The sequence below is a fragment of the Kribbella yunnanensis genome, assembly GCF_039529655.1.
GTDB lineage: Bacteria > Actinomycetota > Actinomycetes > Propionibacteriales > Kribbellaceae > Kribbella > Kribbella yunnanensis.
On sequence record NZ_BAAANF010000023.1, the window covers coordinates 316,358 to 337,472 of the forward strand.

Annotated in this window: 20 protein-coding genes; 16 read left to right on the forward strand and 4 right to left on the reverse strand. The window is 65.1% G+C overall.

From position 1 onward, the window contains the following. Nucleotides 1-34: 34 nt before the first annotated feature. Nucleotides 35-1,216 (reverse strand): cytochrome P450, encoded by a 1,182-nt coding sequence (locus ABD231_RS35805; RefSeq protein WP_344162558.1) that lies wholly within the window; start codon nt 1,214-1,216, stop codon nt 35-37. A gap of 146 nt (nt 1,217-1,362) precedes the next feature. Then, entirely contained in the window at nt 1,363-2,652 is a 1,290-nt protein-coding gene (locus tag ABD231_RS35810; RefSeq protein WP_344162561.1) for an alpha/beta hydrolase family protein, read from the reverse strand. Nucleotides 2,653-2,734: 82 nt separating this feature from the next. Here ABD231_RS35810 and ABD231_RS35815 point away from each other — a divergent pair, with 82 nt between their 5' ends. Continuing rightward, nucleotides 2,735-3,892: a TIGR03617 family F420-dependent LLM class oxidoreductase gene (locus ABD231_RS35815; RefSeq protein WP_344162564.1), complete on the forward strand. Its 1,158-nt coding sequence runs from the start codon at nt 2,735-2,737 to the stop codon at nt 3,890-3,892. On the opposite strand, the gene ABD231_RS35820 is transcribed toward ABD231_RS35815, so the two are convergent. Next, nucleotides 3,877-5,424 (reverse strand): acyl-CoA synthetase, encoded by a 1,548-nt coding sequence (locus ABD231_RS35820; RefSeq protein WP_344162567.1) that lies wholly within the window; start codon nt 5,422-5,424, stop codon nt 3,877-3,879. The genes ABD231_RS35815 and ABD231_RS35820 overlap by 16 nt on opposite strands. Nucleotides 5,425-5,630: 206 nt before the next feature. Between ABD231_RS35820 and ABD231_RS35825 the strand changes: the two genes are divergently transcribed. Beyond that, entirely contained in the window at nt 5,631-6,860 is a 1,230-nt protein-coding gene (locus ABD231_RS35825; protein WP_344162569.1) for a TetR/AcrR family transcriptional regulator, read from the forward strand. 58 nt (nt 6,861-6,918) lie between these two features. On the opposite strand, the gene ABD231_RS35830 is transcribed toward ABD231_RS35825, so the two are convergent. Continuing rightward, nucleotides 6,919-7,866, reverse strand: coding sequence for a ketopantoate reductase family protein (locus ABD231_RS35830; RefSeq protein WP_344162573.1), 948 nt, complete (start codon nt 7,864-7,866; stop codon nt 6,919-6,921). 320 nt (nt 7,867-8,186) lie between these two features. On the opposite strand from ABD231_RS35830, the gene ABD231_RS35835 reads away from it, so the two are divergent. The 14 genes from ABD231_RS35835 to ABD231_RS35900 all read left to right on the forward strand — a co-directional run bounded on the left by ABD231_RS35835 (nt 8,187) and on the right by ABD231_RS35900 (nt 20,892). Continuing rightward, on the forward strand, nt 8,187-8,843 hold the full coding sequence (locus ABD231_RS35835) for a TetR/AcrR family transcriptional regulator (protein WP_344162576.1): 657 nt from the start codon (nt 8,187-8,189) through the stop codon (nt 8,841-8,843). Nucleotides 8,844-8,927: 84 nt separating this feature from the next. Then, nucleotides 8,928-9,185, forward strand: coding sequence for a hypothetical protein (locus ABD231_RS35840; RefSeq protein WP_344162580.1), 258 nt, complete (start codon nt 8,928-8,930; stop codon nt 9,183-9,185). A 95-nt stretch (nt 9,186-9,280) separates the two neighbouring features. Next, nucleotides 9,281-10,180, forward strand: a complete 900-nt coding sequence (locus ABD231_RS35845) for a hypothetical protein (protein ID WP_344162583.1) — start codon at nt 9,281-9,283, stop codon at nt 10,178-10,180. 24 nt (nt 10,181-10,204) lie between these two features. Then, a complete protein-coding gene (locus ABD231_RS35850) occupies nt 10,205-11,245 on the forward strand; it encodes a toprim domain-containing protein (protein ID WP_344162586.1) in 1,041 nt (346 codons plus the stop codon). A gap of 228 nt (nt 11,246-11,473) precedes the next feature. Continuing rightward, entirely contained in the window at nt 11,474-12,211 is a 738-nt protein-coding gene (locus tag ABD231_RS35855) for an ImmA/IrrE family metallo-endopeptidase (RefSeq protein ID WP_344162589.1), read from the forward strand. A 128-nt stretch (nt 12,212-12,339) separates the two neighbouring features. After that, a complete protein-coding gene (locus ABD231_RS35860; RefSeq protein ID WP_344162592.1) occupies nt 12,340-13,065 on the forward strand; it encodes a hypothetical protein in 726 nt (241 codons plus the stop codon). A 36-nt stretch (nt 13,066-13,101) separates the two neighbouring features. Next, nucleotides 13,102-13,872 (forward strand): hypothetical protein, encoded by a 771-nt coding sequence (locus tag ABD231_RS35865; RefSeq protein WP_344162594.1) that lies wholly within the window; start codon nt 13,102-13,104, stop codon nt 13,870-13,872. After that, on the forward strand, nt 13,869-14,417 hold the full coding sequence (locus ABD231_RS35870; RefSeq protein WP_344162597.1) for a CHAP domain-containing protein: 549 nt from the start codon (nt 13,869-13,871) through the stop codon (nt 14,415-14,417). Before ABD231_RS35865 ends, ABD231_RS35870 begins: the two co-directional genes overlap by 4 nt. Nucleotides 14,418-14,432: 15 nt before the next feature. Then, nucleotides 14,433-14,726 (forward strand): DUF6112 family protein, encoded by a 294-nt coding sequence (locus ABD231_RS35875; protein ID WP_344162600.1) that lies wholly within the window; start codon nt 14,433-14,435, stop codon nt 14,724-14,726. Nucleotides 14,727-14,731: 5 nt separating this feature from the next. Further along, nucleotides 14,732-15,955, forward strand: a complete 1,224-nt coding sequence (locus tag ABD231_RS35880; protein ID WP_344162603.1) for a TrbL/VirB6 family protein — start codon at nt 14,732-14,734, stop codon at nt 15,953-15,955. After that, entirely contained in the window at nt 15,952-17,370 is a 1,419-nt protein-coding gene (locus tag ABD231_RS35885; protein ID WP_344162606.1) for an SCO6880 family protein, read from the forward strand. Before ABD231_RS35880 ends, ABD231_RS35885 begins: the two co-directional genes overlap by 4 nt. Next, nucleotides 17,370-18,776 (forward strand): ATP-binding protein, encoded by a 1,407-nt coding sequence (locus ABD231_RS35890; protein ID WP_344162609.1) that lies wholly within the window; start codon nt 17,370-17,372, stop codon nt 18,774-18,776. Before ABD231_RS35885 ends, ABD231_RS35890 begins: the two co-directional genes overlap by 1 nt. Nucleotides 18,777-18,781: 5 nt before the next feature. Continuing rightward, entirely contained in the window at nt 18,782-20,527 is a 1,746-nt protein-coding gene (locus ABD231_RS35895; RefSeq protein WP_344162612.1) for a type IV secretory system conjugative DNA transfer family protein, read from the forward strand. Beyond that, nucleotides 20,524-20,892 (forward strand): hypothetical protein, encoded by a 369-nt coding sequence (locus ABD231_RS35900; RefSeq protein ID WP_344162615.1) that lies wholly within the window; start codon nt 20,524-20,526, stop codon nt 20,890-20,892. The genes ABD231_RS35895 and ABD231_RS35900 overlap by 4 nt, the downstream gene beginning before the upstream one ends. The last annotated feature ends 223 nt before the right edge of the window (nt 20,893-21,115 follow it).

Consider the following 21,115-nt stretch of genomic DNA (forward strand, 5'->3'; position numbering starts at 1 on the left):
TCATGTATGGAAGAACTCCCTCAATCCGCTGCACTCACCAGGTAACAGGCAACTCATAGAGCCCGTAGATGCTGGCGTCGTTCTTGAAGGACAGCTTGTCCGGTGATGTCGCGAGGGCGAGTCCGGGAACCCTGGACACCAAGGCGTCGAAGACGATCTGCAGTTCGAGGCGGGCAAGGTTCTGTCCGAGACACTGATGGGCGCCGAAGCCGAAGGCGAGATGACCGCGGGCGCTGCGTTCCACATTGAGCGTGTCGGGGTCGTCGAAGACCTGCGGATCACGGTTCGCAGCTTGCGTCAGCCCAATGACGGCTTCACCCGCATGGATGACAGTTCCGCCGATCTCGGTATCCTCGACGGCAACTCGGAGTGCTGCGGATTCGGCGATGGTGAAATATCGTAGAAGCTCCTCGACGGCTCCGGGTGTCTTGCTGGGGTCGTTCCTGATCACGTCGAGTTGCTCAGGATTCTCGAGTAGCGCGAGGGTGCCGAGCGAGATCATGTTCGCGCTCGTCTCGTGGCCGGCGACCAGCAGCAAGAACGCCAGCCCGACCAGATCGTCGTGATCGGCAGTGCCTGCTTCGCGTTGCTTCAGGATCTGCCGACCGAGCAGGTCATCGGTCGGCTGTGCTTCTTTGCCGCTGACCAGGTCGTCCAAGTAGTTCCGAAGCTCACCGATCGCCGCCATGCGTTCGTGCGGGTCGACGGAATAGCCCACCATCTTGTGGGAATTGGTCTGGAAGAACTCGTGATCAGCGTAAGGGACTCCGAGGAGATCGCAGATCACCAGCGATGGGACCGGAAGCGAAAGTGCCGCGACCAGATCGGTCGGCTTCGGTCCGGAGAGCATCTCGTCCAGGCAATCGTCGACGATCTGCTGGATACGTGGGCGCATGGCGTTGATCCGTTTGAGAGTGAACTCTCCTAGCACGGCGCGTCGTGCCGGCCCATGCTGTGGCGGATCCATCACGATGAGCGACGGCTTGAAGTCATCGGGTGGTGGTGGTGCGTCCACGAGCAGCGGGAACTTGGGGTTCTGCCGACTGGAGCTGAACTTCGGATCGGTCAGCATCTGGCGAACACCTTCGTGCGTGCTGATCGCCCATGCTTCGCCTCTGGGTAGTCCGACCTTTGCTATCGGCGTCTCTGCACGCAATCGCGCGTATTCCGGTGGAGGGGAGAACGGGCATGTCCGCTCGATCGGCATCTGCTGCATTTCCTGGCCACTCCTAATGTTGGCAACTTGCCGCCAATACTAGGAGCTGTTCACCAGTGATCCGCTCAACTTGGAACAAGTGATAGAGACCGCGGTGGAAGTGACTCAACTGAAGATATTCACCGAATTTGCATTGCCGGAAAGGATCAGGATTTGAAGATCTCGTCCATCCAGCCGGTCATCTCCTGGGCGAGCCGAAGGCGGTTGGCGGCTTGGCAGTGGTCTGCGCCGCCAGTTGCCGCGTCGAGCCTGACCAGCTTCTTGCGGGTGGATCGAATTTCTGCGTTCCAGGAGTCGCTCTGCTGCTGGAAGGTGTTACCCTCCCCGCCGCCCACGATGGAGAGAAACGGGACCGTGACGATCTGGGGGTCCGCGACGAACCGGCCGAGGCGCTGCTCGAGCTGCTCCTCGTCCTGGTCAGGTACGCCGGCCTTCCAGTAGATCACTGCGTTGTTGCGCAGCGTGGCAGTACTGGGCCGCCTACCGGATGCCGCCATCTGTCGGTACAGAGCACGGCTGGCCGTCACCAGTTCGACCGGCCGCGGAAACGGAGTACTCGCGATGACCGTGGCGAAGCGCTTCTCGTGCCCCGCGGCGCGTGTCGCCCAGTATCCGCCAAGGCTGTATCCCATCATGGCCATGTGCCCCGGCTTGGCGCCGAAGTCGGCAACCAGGAGGTCGACGATGGCGCCGATGGGTTTCTCGGGTTCCATCTCCCAGTGCAGGTCGTCCTTCATAGTGATGCCCTGCCCAGGTAGGTCGGCCAGTGCCACCGAGTAGCCGGCGTCGAAGACGTTGCGGCCCACGGTGAACAACGTCTCTTCGTACCCGGTGTCCGCGCCGCCCAGGCAGAGCACGACCGGCGCGTTCTTGTTCGGGTTCTGCAGGAAAACACCGGGCAGATGCTTGCCTTTGTACGGAACCTTGAAGAAGGTGGCCGGCAGGCCCGAGTCTTGCACCGCAAGCTTGAACGCAGTCTGCTGCTTGGCGTAAATGCTCTCGAAGACCGCTCCGAGCGGCGCGAACTGCCAAGCGGAGCGGTAGCTCGCGAACGCTTTGAATCGCGCCTGCGCCGACTGCCGCTTCCACCCTTTCGCTTTCCACTCGTCGGCCTGCTTGTCCTGCCGTTCGCCGGATGCCTGGAAGGCTGTGACCCAGCTGTCGGCGTCACCGTCCTTGATCGATTGGGCGACGTAGAACAACTCGCCCGGCGACAGTCCGCCGGTGTCGCTCCAGGCGAGTGCAATGACGAAGAACAGATCCATGTCAGGATCGTTGAACCGGTACTTGGTCGAAACGCGGGCAGTCGAATAGTCCCGTTCTCCGAATGGATCGGCCGGTTTCGCGGACTTCTGGGCCACCGCGATCGTGCCGGCACCAAGGCCGGCCACGACCGTCGCCGTGCCAGCTCCGAGGAGGAGTGATCGTCTGTCCAAGCTACCGCTCATCATTGCCTCCTGATCGATACGGCTTCGTTCGCCGCTGACGAGTCGTTATGCACATGTTGCCGCTCGGTGCGTGGTTTACTGCGGCAGGCAACAGAAATATGATCTGTTCTGCGTTGATCTCGCGACGCTCACGATGATCGATGATTCACTTAGTGTCAAGAAGGTGGCGTCGATCCAGGCCCATGGCAACCATCAGGAGGACGATGTGTACGTCGATCACGCCGAGTACCCCAAGTCGCTGGATGATGTGCCGCAAGCGGCCCGTGACAGTGAACGGATCGGCTATGACGCCCATTGGGTCAGCGAGACGACCGGCGACCCGTTTGTCGCAGCGGCGGTGGCTGCGACGGTGACCAGCAAGGTCGGAGTCGGTACCAATATCGCTGTCGCGTTCGCGCGGAACCCGATGACCGTTGCCGCCTCAGCCAGCGATATTCATCGCCTCAGTGACGGCCGGTTCATTCTCGGGCTCGGGACCCAGGTCAAGGCTCACATCACACGCCGGTTCTCCATGCCGTGGTCGCATCCCGTGGCCAGAATGCGGGAGTTCGTCCTAGCTGCCCGTGCGATCTGGGCGCATTGGAACGACGGCCTTCCTCTCGACTTCGAGGGTGAGTTCTATCGGCATACACTGTCCAGCCCGGTGTTCATGCCCTCCCCGAACCCACACGGCTCTCCTCCGGTGTTCCTGGCCGGTGTCGGAAAGCAGATGACCGAGGTCGCTGGGGAGGTGGCTGACGGATTTCTCGCCCACACGTTCACAACACCGCAGTACCTCCGCCAGGTCACCCTGCCGGCCCTCGAGCGTGGTCGCGCGAAGCGCGGGCGTGACCTGGACGACTTTGTGGTCAGCGGCGTCTGCAATGTCCTGATCGACGATGACCATTTCGGCCGATCGCTGGCGAAGGTCAAGCAGCAGATAGCCTTCTACGCCTCGACTCCCGCCTACCGTCCAGTGCTGGAACTCCATGGATGGTCCGACCTCGGAGAAGAACTGCACCGGCTGACGGTCGCCAAACGTTGGGATTCCCTTGCGGAGGCGGTCGATGACGAGGTGGTCGAGGCGTTCGCTGTGATCGGTACACCGGACTCGCTCGCTCAGCAGGTCGCAGACCGGTTCGGAGGTGCTCTCGATCGAGTCACGCTCGGCATCTACGGCGAGATCGAACCAGGCGAGCGTGAAGGGATTCTCAACGCCCTACGTGCCGGGCGTCACCGGTCCAGATGACTAATGCCGGGCTCGTAGCGCTTGCGAAGCTCGCGTTTGAGAATCTTGCCCGCGCCCGATACCGGAAGGGCGGCAACGAAATCCGTACTGCGTGGTGCCTTGTATCCGGCGATGAGGGCTTTCACATGGTAACGAAGATCGTCGTGGGTGAGTGCCGAACCAGGCTGGAGGACGACGACCGCGTGTACTCTCTCGCCCCAGTCGGGGTCGGGGATTCCGATCACGGCGCAGGATGCGACGGCGGGGTGCTGGGCGACGGCGTTCTCCACCTCAGCGGAGTACACATTCTCCCCACCCGTGACGATCATGTCTTTGATCCGATCGACGACGAACAGATAGCCGGCCTCGTCCAGGTAACCAAGGTCGCCCGTGTGCATCCAGCCGTCGCGGAGCGCTTCCGCGGTCTCGCGGGGCTGGTTCCAGTACCCGGTCATCACGTGTCCGCCGCGAACCAGGATCTCGCCGATCGCGCCGGCAGAGAGTTCGTTGTCATCGGGGTCGACGATCCGGAGCTCGGTATGCGGTGCTGCGCGGCCGGCAGACCGTCGCAACGTCTCATCACAATGGTCTTCGGGGGTGAGGACGGTGATCAGGGATGCGAGCTCGGTCATGCCGAATCCCTGGGTCAAGGTCACACTTGGAAGAACCTCCATGGTTCGTTCGATCACGGCCTGGGCGATCGGCGAGGCGCCGTACAGGATGCCCTGGAGACTGGCCAGGTCGTAGTCGGCGATCGCAGGATGGTCGACCAGTACTTGGATCATTGCGGGTACCAGCAAGGTCTTGGTGACGCGGTGCTGCGCGATCGCGGTAAGCACTGCAATCGGTTCGAATGCAGGTATGAACACTTGCGTCGCCCCTTGAGCGAGCGCGGTGTACCAGGTTGCCAGATCGGCGAGATGGAACATGGGAGCCGCGTGGAGCACCCGGTCGCCGGGTGAGACGAACCAACCGCTGGCTGCCGCACCGAGGCTTGAGGTGAACAGATTCGCGTGTGAGAGCTGGACCCCCTTGGGGAGCCCGGTGGTGCCGCCGGTATAGAACACGCCGGCCAGGTCCTCGCCACCGCGGCGAGCGTCTTCGATCGGCTCGGCTGCGTCGATCATGTCCTGGTAGCAGAGCGCGCCTGCTGGCTGAGGAATGTCGCCGATGTGTATCACGGTCGTGAGTTCCGGGTGTGCCTCCCGCAGGACGGGTATCAGGTCGGCGAAAGTGTCGTCGACGAACAACACGGTCGTCGACGAATCTCGCAGTGAGTAGGCGATCTCGGCCGGGCTCCACCGGATGTTGACCGGGTTGAGTACTGCGTTCGCCCACGGGACGGCGAGAAGGTACTCGTGGTAATGGTCGGAGTTGAGCGACAGCATCGCGACCCTGTCGCCGGCCTTGACGCCGAGACCACGCAGGGCGCCGGCGAGCCGAGCCACCCGTTCGGCAACCTCCTTGACCGTGCGCTGTCGGTCGCCGCAGATGGTCATCACTGCATCCGGTGTCTGCTGAACCGCGCGGTGCAGCCCTTGCGTCAAGTACATGACTGTCCTTCCGCTCTTCGATTGTGAACTCCGACGAGTCTCATGGTGGACAGGGTGACGTTCGCAGATCTCGACTGTCAAGGAGGTACCCACACTCAAGTGAATCCCTGAAAGCCTGGATTGTCGCCATCGAATGGTCTGAAGTGGGCCGGACGGCCGTGCCCTGGGCTAAGCTGCGAGGCGATCGTTCGGAAGGAGCATGGGCCATGACTTTGGACAACGTCGCGTCATCCGCTCCGCGTCGCGGGACCCGGCCACGCAATCGCCGCACCCTCATCGTCGCTGCGGCCGCCGACCTCTTCTTCCAGCGTGGCTTCGACCAGATCGGCATGAGCGACATCGCTGACGCGGTCTCGATCGGCCCTTCAGCCTTGTATCGGCACTTTTCCGGGAAGCAAGACCTCCTGTACGAAGTCATCCGGGACGGATTGGCGCCCATCAGGGGAGTGGTGGAGAGTCTGGACCTGCGGGATCGGAAAGCCGCGCTGTCGCGGTTGGCGGGACTGGCGCTTGACCGCCGCCAGCTCGGAGTCTTGTGGCAGCGCGAGGCGCGGCAACTATCCGGCGACAATCGAGAGTTGATCCGGGCGGAGGTCCGCGCCATCGGGCGACTCGTCGCCGACCGGGTTCGCGTCGCTAGACCTGACCTGCCAGGGCCGGCAACGGTTCTCCTCGGCTGGGCGCTCCTCTCGGTGTTCAGCAGTAGTTCGTTCCACCATCTCAACCTTCCTCGTGCTCAGTACGAAGAACTACTCAGTGAGCTCTTCGCGACGGTGCTCGACAGCCCGGTGGCAGAAATCTACGGTGAGCGGCCAGCCGGCCTGTCGGCCTCAGGGATCAGCCCTCGGTCGCGCCGGGAAGCCCTTCTGGCCAAGGCGATCCAGATGTTTGCCGACCATGGGTACATGGGCGTTGGCATCGAAGACATCGGCGCGGCCGTTGGGATTGCCGGCCCCAGTATCTACAACCATTTTCCGACCAAGCGCGACTTGCTCGTCACAGCCCTCGAGCGTGCCGCAGCCGTCCTGTTCATGGACTTGGCTGCCGTTTATGCCGATGCCGCGGATCCGGCTGAAGCACTCAGCGGACTCATCCGGTCCTATGTCGAGTTCACCATGCAACACCACGGTGTCGTCGGTCTGATGATCACCGAGCAGGAGCATCTGCCTGAGCGGCTTCGAGCCACCAGCCGTCAGACGCAGCACGATTACGTCAGCGAATGGGTTCAGCTGTATCTCGAGCTCAACCCAGACCAGGACCCGATCGCGGCACGGATCCGAATCCAGGCCGCGCTCTCGATAGCAAATGACCTGGCCCGGACGCCCCGACTGCGACTCGTCGGCCTGGAGGAAACGGTGGGTGCCATCTGCAGGCGCCTGCTGATGGACGACCAGCAAGTTCGTTCCGTGAAGGCGCCGGGCAGCCGCTCCTCTTGAACGCTCGCTACGCGAGCAGGCCTTGTCGTGGCCTGAGCCTCTTGTCCTGCAGCTCAGCTCAGACTGCGAATACGGGCTCCAGTGCCGAGAGTCGAGGCATCAGGAGTCCAACTTGACGCGCTTCGGCGAGCACGTCCCTGGCGTAGAGGCCCGCGCCTTCTCGAGACATGTGTCCTGTCCGCTCCACCTCGTCCATGATGAAGCTGTACATGTTCTTCCCGGCCAGCATTCTCTGAAGGAGAAAGCCCACTAGCCCAGCAGGTATGCGAGAGAGGAGGGCCATGCCTCGGCCCGAGGTTCCGCCCCTGGCCTTCACCAGCGGGATCATCTCTCGCATCAGTAGGACGGATTCCGTGACGGCCTGTCGCGAGGCGACCAGCTTGGCTTGCCCCCCGGCCGCAAGTCCTTGGGTAAGGAGTGCAGCGTCCAGGAGGAAGTGGACCCAGAGCCAGCTGCGGAAATCCGGCTGCTCGGACACCTTGAAGCCGGCCTTCTTGAAGAGATCCCGGACGTCCTGGTATCGCTCAGAGCGGTTGGATCCCTCGGTGAAGCCCATGAAGATGTTCTGCACGACGCCACCGCGGAGGGTTGAGCCGGTGAATCCGCCTCCGCCGCCGGGGAACCCCCAGACAACCTGGTTGGCGGGCAGCTGGGATGTGACGGTCGACGGCTCCGCCCAGAGGTTGCCGAACATCAAGACCGTGGCGTCGCCGATGCGCGAGCTGAGGAAGCTGACGGCGTTATTCAGCTGGTCGTGGTTGACACTGAGTACGATCAGGTCGTAGTCATGCCCTGAGTCCAGGTCCTCCCGTAGCGTAATCGGCCACGGTTGCGAGACCGGGGCGCCTCGGCCTACCCGCCCATCCCGGATCTGTAGCTCGACCATGGAGCCGAGTGCGGCCGACCGACCCGGCCGGACGTAGAACTCGACCTGGTGTCCGGCCTTCTCCAGTGCCCAGCCGTAGAGTGTGGCGATCGTGCCGCGCCCGAACATCAAAACCTTCATGGGGTCTCCCAGTTGATGGACAGCAAAGCTGCTCCGTAGACAGAGTCGAACATGCGGAACCCGACCTCACTGCCCGGTCTGGCCAGTGCGAGCGAGAGGAAGCCGCGGTACAGGAAGCTCGGCCAACGGCGGATCGGTGTGGCTTGCTGTCATGAATTTCCCCGAATGCTTTCCAATGATCCCTGCCGTCAACGGTAGCGCTCGAAGCTGGGCGAGAAGTCCGTCTTGGTGGAAGTGAGAACAACTGACGCTGGAGCGACTCAATTCGCCACGGCGATGACCTGCTGGAAAACCGATGTCACGTGCGGTTCACTATGCGGGTGAATGCGGAACCTACCGATGAGGATGGCTTGCGCTCCGACGCGGTGCGTAACCGCGCAAGGATCGTAGAGACGGCCCACGAACTTTTCCGCACCCGCGGCATCGACGTTCCCATGAGCACTATCGCCCGCCGTGCCGGTGTCGGCGTGGCGACGGTCTTCCGGCGTTTTCCAACCAGGGACGCGCTGGTGACGGAGGTGTTTGCCGAGCAGATATCGCGCTGCCAGGCGCTGCTGGACGAAGCCGTCGACGACCCGGACCCGTGGCGGGGCTTTCGTCGGCTCATCGAGTTCACCTGCGCCGAGCAGTTGAAGGACCGCGGATTCTCCGAGGCGTTTCTGGCCGTGTTCGCCGACGAGATCGACTACCAGCGGCGGCGGAGAGATGTCGAATCCGCATTCGAAAAGCTCGTTCGCCGCGCAAAAGAGGCTGGTCGGTTACGGCTGGATTTCGCCCGCAGCGACTTGGTCATGGTTCTGCTGGCCAACGGGGGATTGTGCCACGCCCCGCCGGAACACGCGGACGAGCTTTCCCGCCGATTCGTCGCATACCTTCTGCAAACCTTCAGCACCGACGCCCCCGGACAACGCGAGCCACTTCCTCCAGCCCGCCCGCTTGGCCTGCACCACGCACAGGGCCAGGATGAGGACGTCTGACACCGGCGTGGCAGGGGTCAGGTGGAGTCCTGGAACTGGCGTTCCGGGTTCAGGACTCGGTCTTGATCAACAATCTTCGTGGTTGTGGATATCGAAGAAGGACCATCGGGGCCTGATGAGCGGCCCGCCGTTTGGTCGGTTGCCCGTGCCATCGAGTTGCTGGACCGCGCTATCGACGCTGTCGGCGTCCAGTTGATGCGCTCGGAAGGGTTGCGGTTCGACTGGACGGATGACTCGGCGGTCTTGTTGCCGCGGCCCGGGCGTGCTCGGCGTTCGAGGGCTCCCGGAGTGTCGGCCGATGATGTCGAGCAAGAGGTCAGGCAGGGCATCGAGCCGCCGTGATGCACGGAGTCCTGGAATTGCGGATCGGGGTTCTCATGGGGTGGTGCTGAGGCGATCTTCGTGGCTGTCAATCGGACAGCTCTGTGGAGGTCTCAGTGAACGAGGTCGGGTATGTAGTGTCGCCGGAGGAACGGCGGCGGTTGCTTGAGGCAAATAAGGCGGCGGCGCAGTTCTTCAGGCGTGAGCTGCTGCGGTCGAGGGGGACCTGGCCTGAGTCTTACCTTGCAGCGCGTGGCTTGCGGCATGTGCTGACGGTTGAGTCGGACTGGAAGGTCGGCTATGCGCCGGACACCTGGTCGAGCCTGACAGACCATCTGCGCGCACAGGGTTTCGACAACGGGACGCTGGTTCGGGCAGGACTGGTCGAGTGGACTGCGCAGGGTGATGCCGTTGACCGGCATCGTGACCGGTTGATGATAGTGGCTCGCGACTATCGCCTGTCGCCGGTGGGATTCATCGGCATCGCTCCGGACGGCCGGGCGCAGGCAGCGACTCCTGCGAACACGGTTCATCGACCGACCAATGTCCTGATCGGTATCGAGGAGCAGCGGGACTTGCTGAGGCAGGGCGCGGTGCCGGTGATCGTCGAGCATCCGATGGATGCCGTTGCGGTGACGTGGTTGAGCCGTGAGATGGGTGGGCAGTGGGCGGGGATTCCGACGTGCGGAGAACCGCTTTCGACAGCCCAAGCACGGATCTTGCGGCGGCACACCCCAGGCGACAAGGTCATTGTCGCGTTGAGCGGTGACTTGCCAGCACGCAGACAGGCCGCCGGGTACGTCGCGGATTTGGCGATGTTCTTCGATCGAGTCCGTGCGATCGATGTCCCGGCGGGGGCGGCTGTGGAGACGATGCAGGACGACGGCGCCAGGCAGCTCCATGACCTGCTGGCGAACGCTCGACCGCTGATGACTTACAAGATCAGTGGCAGAAGGTACGGAGGACTGCTTCAGCCGGACCCCGATCCGCCAGGTTCGGTCCCGGAGTTGGGCTAGGCCATGCGCCGGGTTCTGTTGGAGATGCATCGTGCAGCGCGCGACTTCTATGAGCGTCAGTTGCATGAGCTTCCGGATGGCTGGGCAGCAGGTCATCTTCGCGAGCGTGGCCTCGGGGGTGTGGTCGCTGACGAGACGTGGCGGATCGGCTACGCACCGGACACATGGGCCGGCTTGACCAGTTACCTTCGTCGACACGGATTTGGTGATGATGACCTGGTCGCCGGCGGATTGGCGACTCCGACCATCAACGGCTATCTGGTCGATCGGTTTCGTGACCGGATCATGTTTGCGGCAGACGATATCGACTTCGAGACGGTCGGCTTCGTCGGGCGCGCCCGCTCTGGGCGTGTTCGCTATCTCAATAGCCCGACGACGGAGATCTACCACAAAGGGGAGACGCTCGTCGGGTTGACTGCCCAGCGCGGCAAGCTGTTCTGTGGCTCGATTCCAGTGCTGGTCGAAGGGCCGATGGACGCCCTCGCAGTGGACCAACTTGGTGGCCGCTGGGCGGGGATCTCAACCTGCGGTACGGCGGTGACACGCCAGCACGCGGTCATGATCAGACAGTTGTCTCTGGCGAACCAGATCGTTGTGGCGTTCGACGCCGACCTCGGGGGACGGCTGGGCGCCGTACGCAGCCTGGATTCATTGACCGAGATCTTCGCGTCTGTCCGAGTCGCCGAGCTGCCGCCCGGCCTGGATCCCGCCGCCGCGTTCCAGGAGTCGAAGGATGGCTTGAGCGACTGCTTGGGGTCGGCGCGCCCGCTGGTGGAGTTCGCGGTCGATGTCGAGCTGGCGAAATGGGATCCGGTGCTTGACCACGTCAGCGGTCAGGTCAACGCACTGCGCGCCGTTGCCCCGTTGGTGAGGCAGATGCCGTCGAATCGGATGGCACAGCAAATCGCGGGACTGGCTGAGCGCCTGAACCTCGAGGTCGAGATTGTCTCGCGTGAGGTCCTCTCGCCGGTGGTCCGGCGCGGGGCAAAGCCTCGATCCGGTCGACGAAGTCGTGGCGTCGATCCGGTCCTGGCCGACGAGCCGGATCGTGGTCCGACTCCTTGATCTGGAAATCCAGGAGTCGGTTCTGACCTTCGCCAGCCGTTGAGCTCGCCGACTACGAGTTCGGGAGGCTGGGTGAATCGGGTGCGTGTGACGGTCGACGACCTTCGGAAGGCGTTCGAATCGGAGGTTGGGAGGCGGTGGACGGCGGGGCAGTGGGTGCGGTGGCTTGGTGCTTCGTCGGTGCATCAGGGGCAGACGTTTCGCAACGTCGTCCTGGTCAGGTTGCAGATGCCTGACGCTGTTTGGGTCGACACCAAGGAGTCGTGGCTGCGACGTGGGCGATCGGTGGTGCGGGGGCAGTCCGGGATTCGAGTTGTGACGGGCGAGCGGCGTACGGAACGTGTTGCCGGGTCGGTGCAGGGGCACGGTGTCGGCACGTTGTGGGACGTCAGCCAGACCGAGGGCCGGCCCGTTCTGCTGCCATCGGTGGACGCCGGTTCTGGAGTCACTCCGCGAAGCCTGCTCGCGGCGTTGCTCGGTGTCGCAGGCGAGCTCGGTTATGGCGTCCGGGAGCAGGATCTGGCTCCTGAAGTCGGCGGCTCGGCTACGGATACCAGGCGACGCCGAATCGTCCTGGATGCAGATCTCGATCTTCCGAGTACGACGGCTGCCCTGGCGCATGAATTGGCTCATCTGCGGATGCACAAGCTGTCAGCGGGCGAGGTCTGTCAGGGGCTGAATGAGTTGGAGGCAGAGTCGGTAGCCTTCACCGTCCTGACCAGGTTCGGCTGCCCGATGGATGGTTCGTCGTCTGGAAGGCTCTTCGGCGCGGCCGCCCGGGTGGGCCGGAGTCCGTCGCCTCGGTTGGTGCAGACGTTGGGTGGGCGGGTTGCGAGTACGGCGGGGCGGTTGATCAAGGCCGCGGAGCAGCATCTGCCGCGCTCGGGAAGCCGTCGCGAGGTCCAGGTGTGGGAGTACCGCACCTCCTTGGGCGTGAACCTCGACGATCCGGGTCCCCGGATGTGAATTCCAGGACTCCTGGAACTCGGATTCCAGGTTCTGAAGTGCACTCGTGGCCGGGAGATTGGTGGCACGGCAGTTCGACGAGAGGAGCCGGAGCGATCCGCTTCTCCTTCCCCTGGATGGAGTCACCGATGGATGTGGAGTTGGAGGTACTCATCAGCGATGCGGCCGAGTCGGGTTGGGCGGAGGGTCCGTCCAGGCGGCTGGCTGAGGGGATCGAGGAGCGGATCGTGGCTCCGCTGTCGAGTCGGCTGCGGTCTGGCCTCGGGTCTGACGAGGCGGCTCAGCTGGCTCGGGCGATTGCGTGGGAGCGGTGCCGTGAGTTGGCGGCGAACCCGCCTGCAAGCGGGATCTCCTGGGGCTACCTCGCCAACCTGGTGCAATGGCGCGTAAAGGACGTGCTCCGGGCTGAGGTGCTTCGCGGGAAGAAGCACCCACTGGTCACGATGCTGCCCGATCGGGAAGGAGTGCACCAGCCGTGGCTGGGCCGGCACCTGGAGCGCATCGTGGAGCAGCTGGAACTGAAGGGCCTTCCTCCGGAGACCAGCAGCTTGTTTATCAGCACAGCCTCCGACGGTCCGTCGTTCCAGCGTGCGGCCATCATCCATCGGCTACGCCGGGTCGGTGCCACGAAGAAGCAGGCGGAGGCTTTCAGTTGGCTTCTGCGGGGAGGCGCCGGTAGGCCATCGGCGTTGGCCCGTCTCGCGACTGGTCAGTCGGCGTGGGAGGTCTTTGCCGACCCGGAGGTGCGGCGCTGGGTCTGGGCTGCTTCTGGTCGTGACCTGCGGTTTTTCGGCCGAAGAAGCCTCCTCGGCCACCGCCGATCAGTCGGCTGGGAACTGCTTCGAGCTGCCTGACGAAAAAAGTTCCGGGCTCATCCGTTGATTCCGGTTATGACGCACAACAACCACATTGCACCACGTCACAACTGGCTCGTTCGGTACTACCGCGCGCAGCTCAGGTTCTGGCTGCATGCCCTCAGCGCGGTCTGGATCCTTCCGCGGCCACTGGCCGCGCTCGGGTTCGCCTGGCTGCGCCGTACGGAAGTCCCCAAGAGAAGAGGAAGCAACGTGAACCACTCGATCCGATCGAAGATCGTGATCCCGGCAGCGCTCGTACTCGGTACGGCGCTCGTCCTGCTGATCGCCGGCTGCGGGCAGCGGTCGACGGCCAACTCCGTCGGCCCGGCGGTGCCCGGTGACAACGTGCAGGTGACGCGGGCGCCGCTGGAGCAGTGGCGAGTCCCCGTCACCGCCGACTCGCACGCCTATGCGATGGCGTTCGCCCAGGCGATCTGGACCTACGACGCGAGCAAGCACAGCTACGCCGACTGGGGCGGCGGAATCAACATGTTCGCGGGTGCCGCCAGCCCCAGCGCAGAGGTTGCCCGCAGCATGCTGCCCGGACCGGGGGAGTGGCAGCAGCTCGAGGCGTGGAAGGCGCGTGCCACGGTCTCGGACGTCACAGCCGAGACGACGCCGGAGTTGGCGAAGCTCAAGGAGAACCACGGGCTGCCGCCGGGCTGGCAGGCCTACGTCGTTCGGGGCAAGCAGACAGTGATCCTGGGTACCGAGACCAAGACGGTGCAACGCATCGCCGCTGTGAGCGTGGTGTGCGTCTACACCTGCAAGTTCTGGTCGGGCTCGGCTCAGAGCGCGCAGTGATCATCAAGGTCGCCTTGGCCGGTGCGCTGCTGACCAGCGGCATCGGGCTCGTTGCGCCGCTGGCTGTTGCAGCCAGCGGGGGCGACACCTGCATCTCGACACCGACAGAGGCCGCGCTGCCTGGTTGCCGGGCGCCGGTCGGAGCCGTAGACGGGTCGTTGCCGGGTGCGGAAGAGGCTGTTGCGCGGGCGTTGCGGCTGGTGGGTGGCCATGGCTACTACCAGCTGTGCGCCCGCCTGGCGGCCAACATCTGGGGCCGGCCGCGCGCGGGCTACTACTCGGCCGCGGAGCAGTGGCGGCAGATGGTTGTCTCCGGCAACGCGCACCGCGACCGGAAGCCGCCAGTCGGTGCCCTGGTGTTCTGGGACACCGGCGGCGTGTTCGGCCACGTCGCGGTGTACGTCGGCGACGGGCGGATCGTCTCGAACGATATCGGTGATGAGTTCCCGGGCGAGGGCGGTGTTTACCTCGTCGACTTCGGTCTCATCGAATCCAAGTGGCACGCGGCCTACCTCGGCTGGGCGCCCCCTATCTACTCGACTTGAATCAGAGGACCTCTCGTGTTCAGCCACATCATCTTTGTGCAGGATCCTGGCGTCACACCTAATACCGACGGACTACCTGGCCTTGAGGCGTTCCGGCACATGGTCGGGGCGTTGCAGCCGTTCGGGCTCGTGGTCTGCGTGGCAGTCCTGATCGTCTCCGCTGCTGCGTGGGCGCTGGGGAGTATCAACGGGAACGCCGGCTATGCCAGTAAGGGCAAGTTCGGTTTCATCGTCGCGCTGGGCGCGACGATCCTGATCAGCTCATCCAACGCCTTGGTCGGCTTCTTCAGCGGCATCCAGATCGGCTGACCGGCGTGAGCTGGATCGAATGCCTCGCCAACCCGACCGCCTGCGTGGCCTCCGGCGCAGCCCAGAGTGCTACTGACGGGATGTGGAGCTCGTTCGTCGACTGGATGGCGCGCGGCCTGACGGACCTGACGACGTACGTGTTCACAGCGTTTAGTGAGAGTACGTCGCCGCGGTTCGACCAGGAGTGGTGGCGCAGCAACCTCGATTTGATGGTCATGATCACGCTCCCGCTGCTGGTCGGCATGTTCGTCTTCCAGTGCCTGTCGGCCGCCGCACGGCGAGAGCCGGGCCGGCTCGGTCAGGCGGTGATCGGCGCGATCATCGGAACCGTCGGCGTGCCGTTCGCGGTCGCGGTGGTCGCAGGCCTTGGCCGGGTGGTCGACCAGCTGTCGGTCGGGATCCTGGGTGGCAATGCGGCGACCATGACGGCGCTCAAGCGGATGGTCAATGTCTCGGCTCTGCAGGCTGTTCCGACGTTGGGTGGTTCGCTGATCGTCGCGGTGGTGCTCGGCCTGTTGGCCGTGATGGGGCTGTATTTGGTGATGCTGCTGCGTGAGGTCGCTCTGATCGCTTTCGTGGTGTTCGCTCCGGTAGCGATGGCCAGCTGGACGTGGTCAGCGACTCGGCACTGGTTGCGGCGGTGGATCGAGATTGTCGCGGCGTTGCTGTTCTCGAAGGTGGCGATGGCGATGATCTTCACCCTCGGCCTGTCGGCGATCGGCAACGCCGGGGACGACGGCAGCTTCGGCATCGGGACCTTCCTGGCCGGAATCCTGCTGTTCGCGATGGCTGCGTTCGCGCCGATTGCGACGTACTCGTTCGTTCATTGGGCCGGAGACCACGCGGGCGCGGCGATTCAGCTGGTGCAGCACGGCTCTGCGGGGGCGTCTGCGCTGAAGCAGAAAGCCGATCAGGCGCAGCAGTTCGCGGCTCATCATTTCGGCGGATCGAGCAACGGCGGCCCCGCATCGGTTGTCGGGCGCGACGGCGAGACTCCAGACAAGGACTCCTCGGACGACGGCGGCGGCTCTGACTTCACTCCCGCTGGCGGCCCGGAGGTGGTCGTTGTCGAGAAGACCTCCAGTGTCCGGAATGCGCCGACACCTCCGTCCTCCGACGCCGGCGGTTCCGCGACGGCCGTTGCCAGTAGCCAGGTCTCGGTCGCGGCCGGCGAGCCGGCCCAGGTGTCGGACACTGCGGGCGAGTCCGAAGGAGGTGACCGGCGATGAGCAGCCAGTTGGCGACGCGGTTCCCTCGGCCGGACCGCAGTGCCGTACTGCTGGGGCTGCGCCCGGTCCAGGTCATCCTGGTTCTGGCCGCGGTCCTGATCATCACTGTGGCGCTGGTCAACCAGTTGGCGCCGGTGGCGATGGTGACCTGTCTGGCGGTGGCGTCGAGCTGTGTCGCGGTGGCGTTCCTGCGCGCAGAAGAGGTCCCGCTGCACCGCTGGCTGGCACTTCGATTCATTCACCTGTTAAGGAAGAAGTCCTTCCGCGCTGACGTCCTGGCACCACGCGAACATGGCCGGTTGCAGTTGCCTGGGGAGGGCGGTGTGCTGCGGATGCTGACGACGAACTCGGGCATCGGCTTGGTGCACGATCCGCGGCGCCGGCGGCTGATCGCGGTCGCGAAGATCGAGGGACCTGCGCACCTGTTGCAGAACTCCGACGAGCAGGATCGCCGGGTCACGGCGTACGGGCAGTTGATCGCTGGCCTGTGCCAGAGCAACCGGATCGCCCGCGCGCAGATTCTGGAACGGACGCTGCCGGATCCTGGTGACGAGCTCTCCGCCTGGGCCAAGCAGCGCAACGTGGATCCTGCGACGCAGGCCGGGGCGATCTATGCCGACCTGTTGAAGCACGCGGCCCCTGCCGCGGCCAGACACGAGACCCTGTTCAGCTTCGCGATCAATCTGGACGCGGTGTCGCGCGAGGTGCGTAAGCACGGTGGCGGCATCCTCGGTGCGACCGCCGTCCTCGAGTCCGAGGCGCGAGCCTTCCAGACCGCGCTCGCCGCAGCAGGTGTCGCCGGTGTCTGGCTGAGCGCCAAGGAGCTCGCGATGAGTCTGCGGGTCGCGTTCGATCCCGCGGCGACCCGCACGATCCCGTCGCCGGCTGCGATGGACGCATCCGATGCGGGGCCGCTGGCCGTCGACGAAGGCTGGGACCAGCTCCGCACCGACTCGTCACTGCATCGCGTGTACGTCGTCACCGAGTGGCCGCGCGTCCGAGCCGCGCCATCGTTCCTGGGGCCGCTGCTGCTGCGACCCGGGATCCGGCGCACGTTCAGCCTCGTGCTCCAGCCGATCCCCATGGCCAAGGCACTGCGTGACGCACGCCGGCACCAGGTCGAACGCGTCACCGACCGCACGACCCGCTCCAGGATCGGGCAACTGGAAACCGAAGAAGACCGCCAACTCGACGCCGACGTCGCCCAACGCGAACGCGACCTGGCCGCCGGCCACGGCGACGTGCGCTGGCTCGGGCTCGTCGTCGTGTCCGGCGACACCGAGGACGCCCTCGACGACGCCTGCATGGAGATCGAGATCGCAGCCACCCAGTCATTCATCGACGTACGGCGCCTCGTCGGGCAGCAGCTCGACGGATTCATGGCCGCAGCTCTACCGTTCGGGATCGGACTCTAGTGAAGCAACAATCCGCGTACTACGAACCCGACGGAACCGACCGCGCAACCCGACGAGCCAACCGCCGCACCCGCACCGACGGCCCATCTCGGCGGAAGGCGCCCGAGGCCATGGAGTCCGCGTCCAGTCGTGGCGGTGGCCGGCGGCTGCTGGTCGACAAGCACCGGGCGACCACCCGGATCCTGCAGGCCGCCTACCCGTTCCTGGCCGAAGGCGGCATCGGTGCCCAAGGCACCTACATCGGATCCGACGTCTTCAGCGGCGGCTCCTTCGTCTACGACCCCTGGGTCCTCTACCAAGACCGCCTCATCACCAACCCCAACGTGCTCCTGGCCGGAGTCATCGGAAGCGGAAAGTCCTCGACCGCCAAAGCCCTGATCACCAGATCCCTCGCCCTCGGACACAAGGCCTATGTCCCGTGTGACCCGAAGGGCGAGTGGACCTCGGTCGCCGAAGCGATGGGCGGCGCAACCATCAAACTCGGCCCCGGACTCCCGACCCGCCTCAACCCCCTCGACGCCGGCAGACAACCCAGCACCGTCGACGCCGACGAATGGGCGCGCATCGTCTGGTCCCGCCGACGCGCCCTGCTCGGAACCCTGGCCGAATCCACCCTCGGTCGCCCACTGATCGCCGTCGAACACACCGCCCTCGACCTTGCCCTCGAAACCGTCTCGGCACAGGTCCCGACACCAACCATTCCCGATGTCGTCGTCGCACTCTTCACACCCGACACCCGCCATACCGAACGCGCCGGTCTGAAGACCGCGAGCCTGGCCAACGACGGCCGCGAGGTCGCCCACGCCATCCGGCGCCTGGTCCACGGTGACCTATCCGGCATGTTCGACGGACCGTCGACCACCGAATTCGACCCCACCCTCCCGATGGTCACGCTCGATTCGTCCTGGCTGAGCAGCGGCGGAGACGACCAAGCACTCCGCCTGACCTTGGCCTGCGCGTCGTCGTGGCTCGAAGCCGCAGTTGCCGACCCCGCAGGTGGCAATCGCTACATCGTCTACGACGAAGGCTGGCGCGTCATGCGAGACCAGGCCCTCCTGCGTCGCATGCAGGAGCAGTGGAAACTGTCCCGCGCCTGGGGCGTCTCGAACATCCTCATCGTCCACCGCCTGTCCGACCTCGCCGCAGTCGGCGACCTCGGGTCCGAAGCCCGAGCGCTCGCCGAAGGGCTCCTCGCTGACTGCTCCACCCGGATCATGCTCCGCCAGGAATCCGATCAGCTCGCGAGGACCGCGAGCCTGCTCGGCCTCACCGACGTGGAGATCGTCACGATCGCCAAGCTCCCGAAAGGCAGGGCGCTGTGGCGACTGCCCAGCCGGTCCTTCGTCGTACAGCTGATCCGCCACGCCCGCGAAGTCGAGCTCTTCGACACCGACGCCCGGATGTGAACGCGATGAACCAGCGATCCGGCCACGACCTGACCGACACCATCTTCATCGCCGCAGCAGTGACCTTCGCCTTCGCCGGAGTCCTGTATCTGGCCGGCGGCCTGACCAACCTGCTCTCCAACGGCAGATGGGTCTCCTCGCCGTGGATCGACTCCCTCCGAGTCCCGATCCATCCCGGGGACCCGGCTGCCGTCTTCGGACAGTCCTTCGACCCGGTCGCGTACTGGATCGTCTTCGCGGTCCTTCTCGCCGCGCCCCTCGGCGCTGCGTTCGTCGTACTGCGTCTGTGGCAGAACCGGAAGGCAACCACTAGCCATCGCGCCCGCGCCGTCGCCGCACGGCCCGGGCTCGCGACCAGTAGCGAGGTCGAAGCCACCGTCGGTCGTGCGCAAGTGATCCGTCGAGGCCGCTCCGCACGGCCACAGGCCGGCACGAACTCGCCGTCCGCCGTCGGTGCCCTCCTCGGCCACGCGCGTGGCAGAGAGTGCTGGGCATCGGTCGAAGACTCACGGATCACCGTCGGTCCACCACGTTCGGGTAAGGGCCTGCACCAGATCATCGGATCGATCATCGACGCCCCTGGCGCCGTCGTCACCACCTCCACCCGCCCCGACAACCTCGCCGCGACACTCGAATCCCGCAAGGCGCTCGGACCGGTAGCCGTGTTCGACCCCCAGGGCCTTGGCCGCGCTGAAGGAATCCGCTGGTCACCCGTCCGCGGCTGCGAGACCCCGACCACGGCCATCATCCGTGCCAGCGGTCTCGCCGCTGGCGCAGGGTTCGCGAAAGGCAACGTCAGCGACGCAGCCTTCTGGCACGGCCAAACCGAAATGGCCCTGCGCGGGCTCCTGCACGCCGCTGCCCTCGACGACACCGGCATCGCCCAGCTGTACCGCTGGAGCCTCGAACCAGCCTCCGCCATCGAAGCTGTCACGATCCTCAACCGTTCCAACGACGCCGCCGAAGGCTGGGGCGACACCCTCGACGGCATCGTCCGCATGGACGGCCGCACCCGCGACGCCATCTGGGCCGGCGTTCGCTCCGCCCTCTCCGCGCTCGGAGATCCCGCCGTACGCAGATCCTTCGATCCGCCACCCGGTGAAGGCCTTGACCCAGCCGCCTTCATCCGCGACCGCGGCACCATCTACCTGCTCGGCACCGGTGCGGGCGCGTCGGCCACCTCCGCATTCATCGCCGCTCTTCTCGAGGACATCACCGAGTCGGCACGCCAACTAGCTGCGCACAATCCCGGCGGCCGACTCGAACCACCCCTGGCTTTGGAACTCGACGAGATCGCCAACCTCTGCGCCGTACCCTCCCTACCCAGCCTCATGGCAGACGGCGGCGGCACCGGCATCTCAACCCACGTCGTCATCCAATCCCTCGCACAAGCCCGCGAACGCTGGGGCGAACAAGCCGCCGCAGCCATGTGGGACGCCGCCACCCTCCGCCTCATCCTCGGAGGCTCCGCCCAACCCCGCGACCTCCAAGACCTCGCCGCCGTCTGCGGCGAACGCGACGAAGAAGTCCGCAACTGGAGCCGCGACCCCAACGGCGCCCGCACCACGTCGACCACCACTCGTCGGCTCCCCATCCTCCCACCCGACATCATCCGCACCCTCCCCTTCGGCACCGGCATCCTCCTAGCCCGCACCGCCCCACCCATCCTCCTCAACATGACCCCCTGGACCGCCCGCCCCGACGCCGACGCCATCCGCCTCAGCATCGGCCGGCAAACGGTGCTCCCATGAACAACCACCGAGAGTTCGGGCGGTTTTTCGATGGGCCATCTACCGGCCCGCTCGTCGTGCGCTGGCGAGACCTCGATGCGGACGCGGCGAACGAGGAGCTGGAGCGACTGGGCGAGTGGGTGGTCTGGTTCGCTGGGCGCTACGGCTTGGATCACAAGGCGATCCCGCCCTGCTGGAACAAGCACGGCGCTGTCGTCGAGGAGATTTCAGCTCTGCGTACCTTCTGGGAATCCTGTTTCCAAGACGACGCAGGACCAACCGAACCGCTCGCGTTCCACCGCGATTTGACCCTCGCGGTACGGCGCTTGCGGGATTGGACGTCGCTGCTTGGATGTACGCGCATCGTGCACCGTGAGCCGTCATGACGCGCCAATGCCTCGCGGGACGCCTGGTCGAGGTGTACGACCGGACGGCTGTCGCTCGATGGACTGAGCGCGTGGTGGTTCGGCCTGCGCATCCGGGAGGGCGAACTGCGACACCCGACTGCGGTGCTGACTAGCCGACTTCCGTCAGCGGTTGTATCGATGATTCGGCAGAACCTGAAGGCGCCGTTCCGGGATACGACTGCGTCGAGGTTCTTGGCGATGA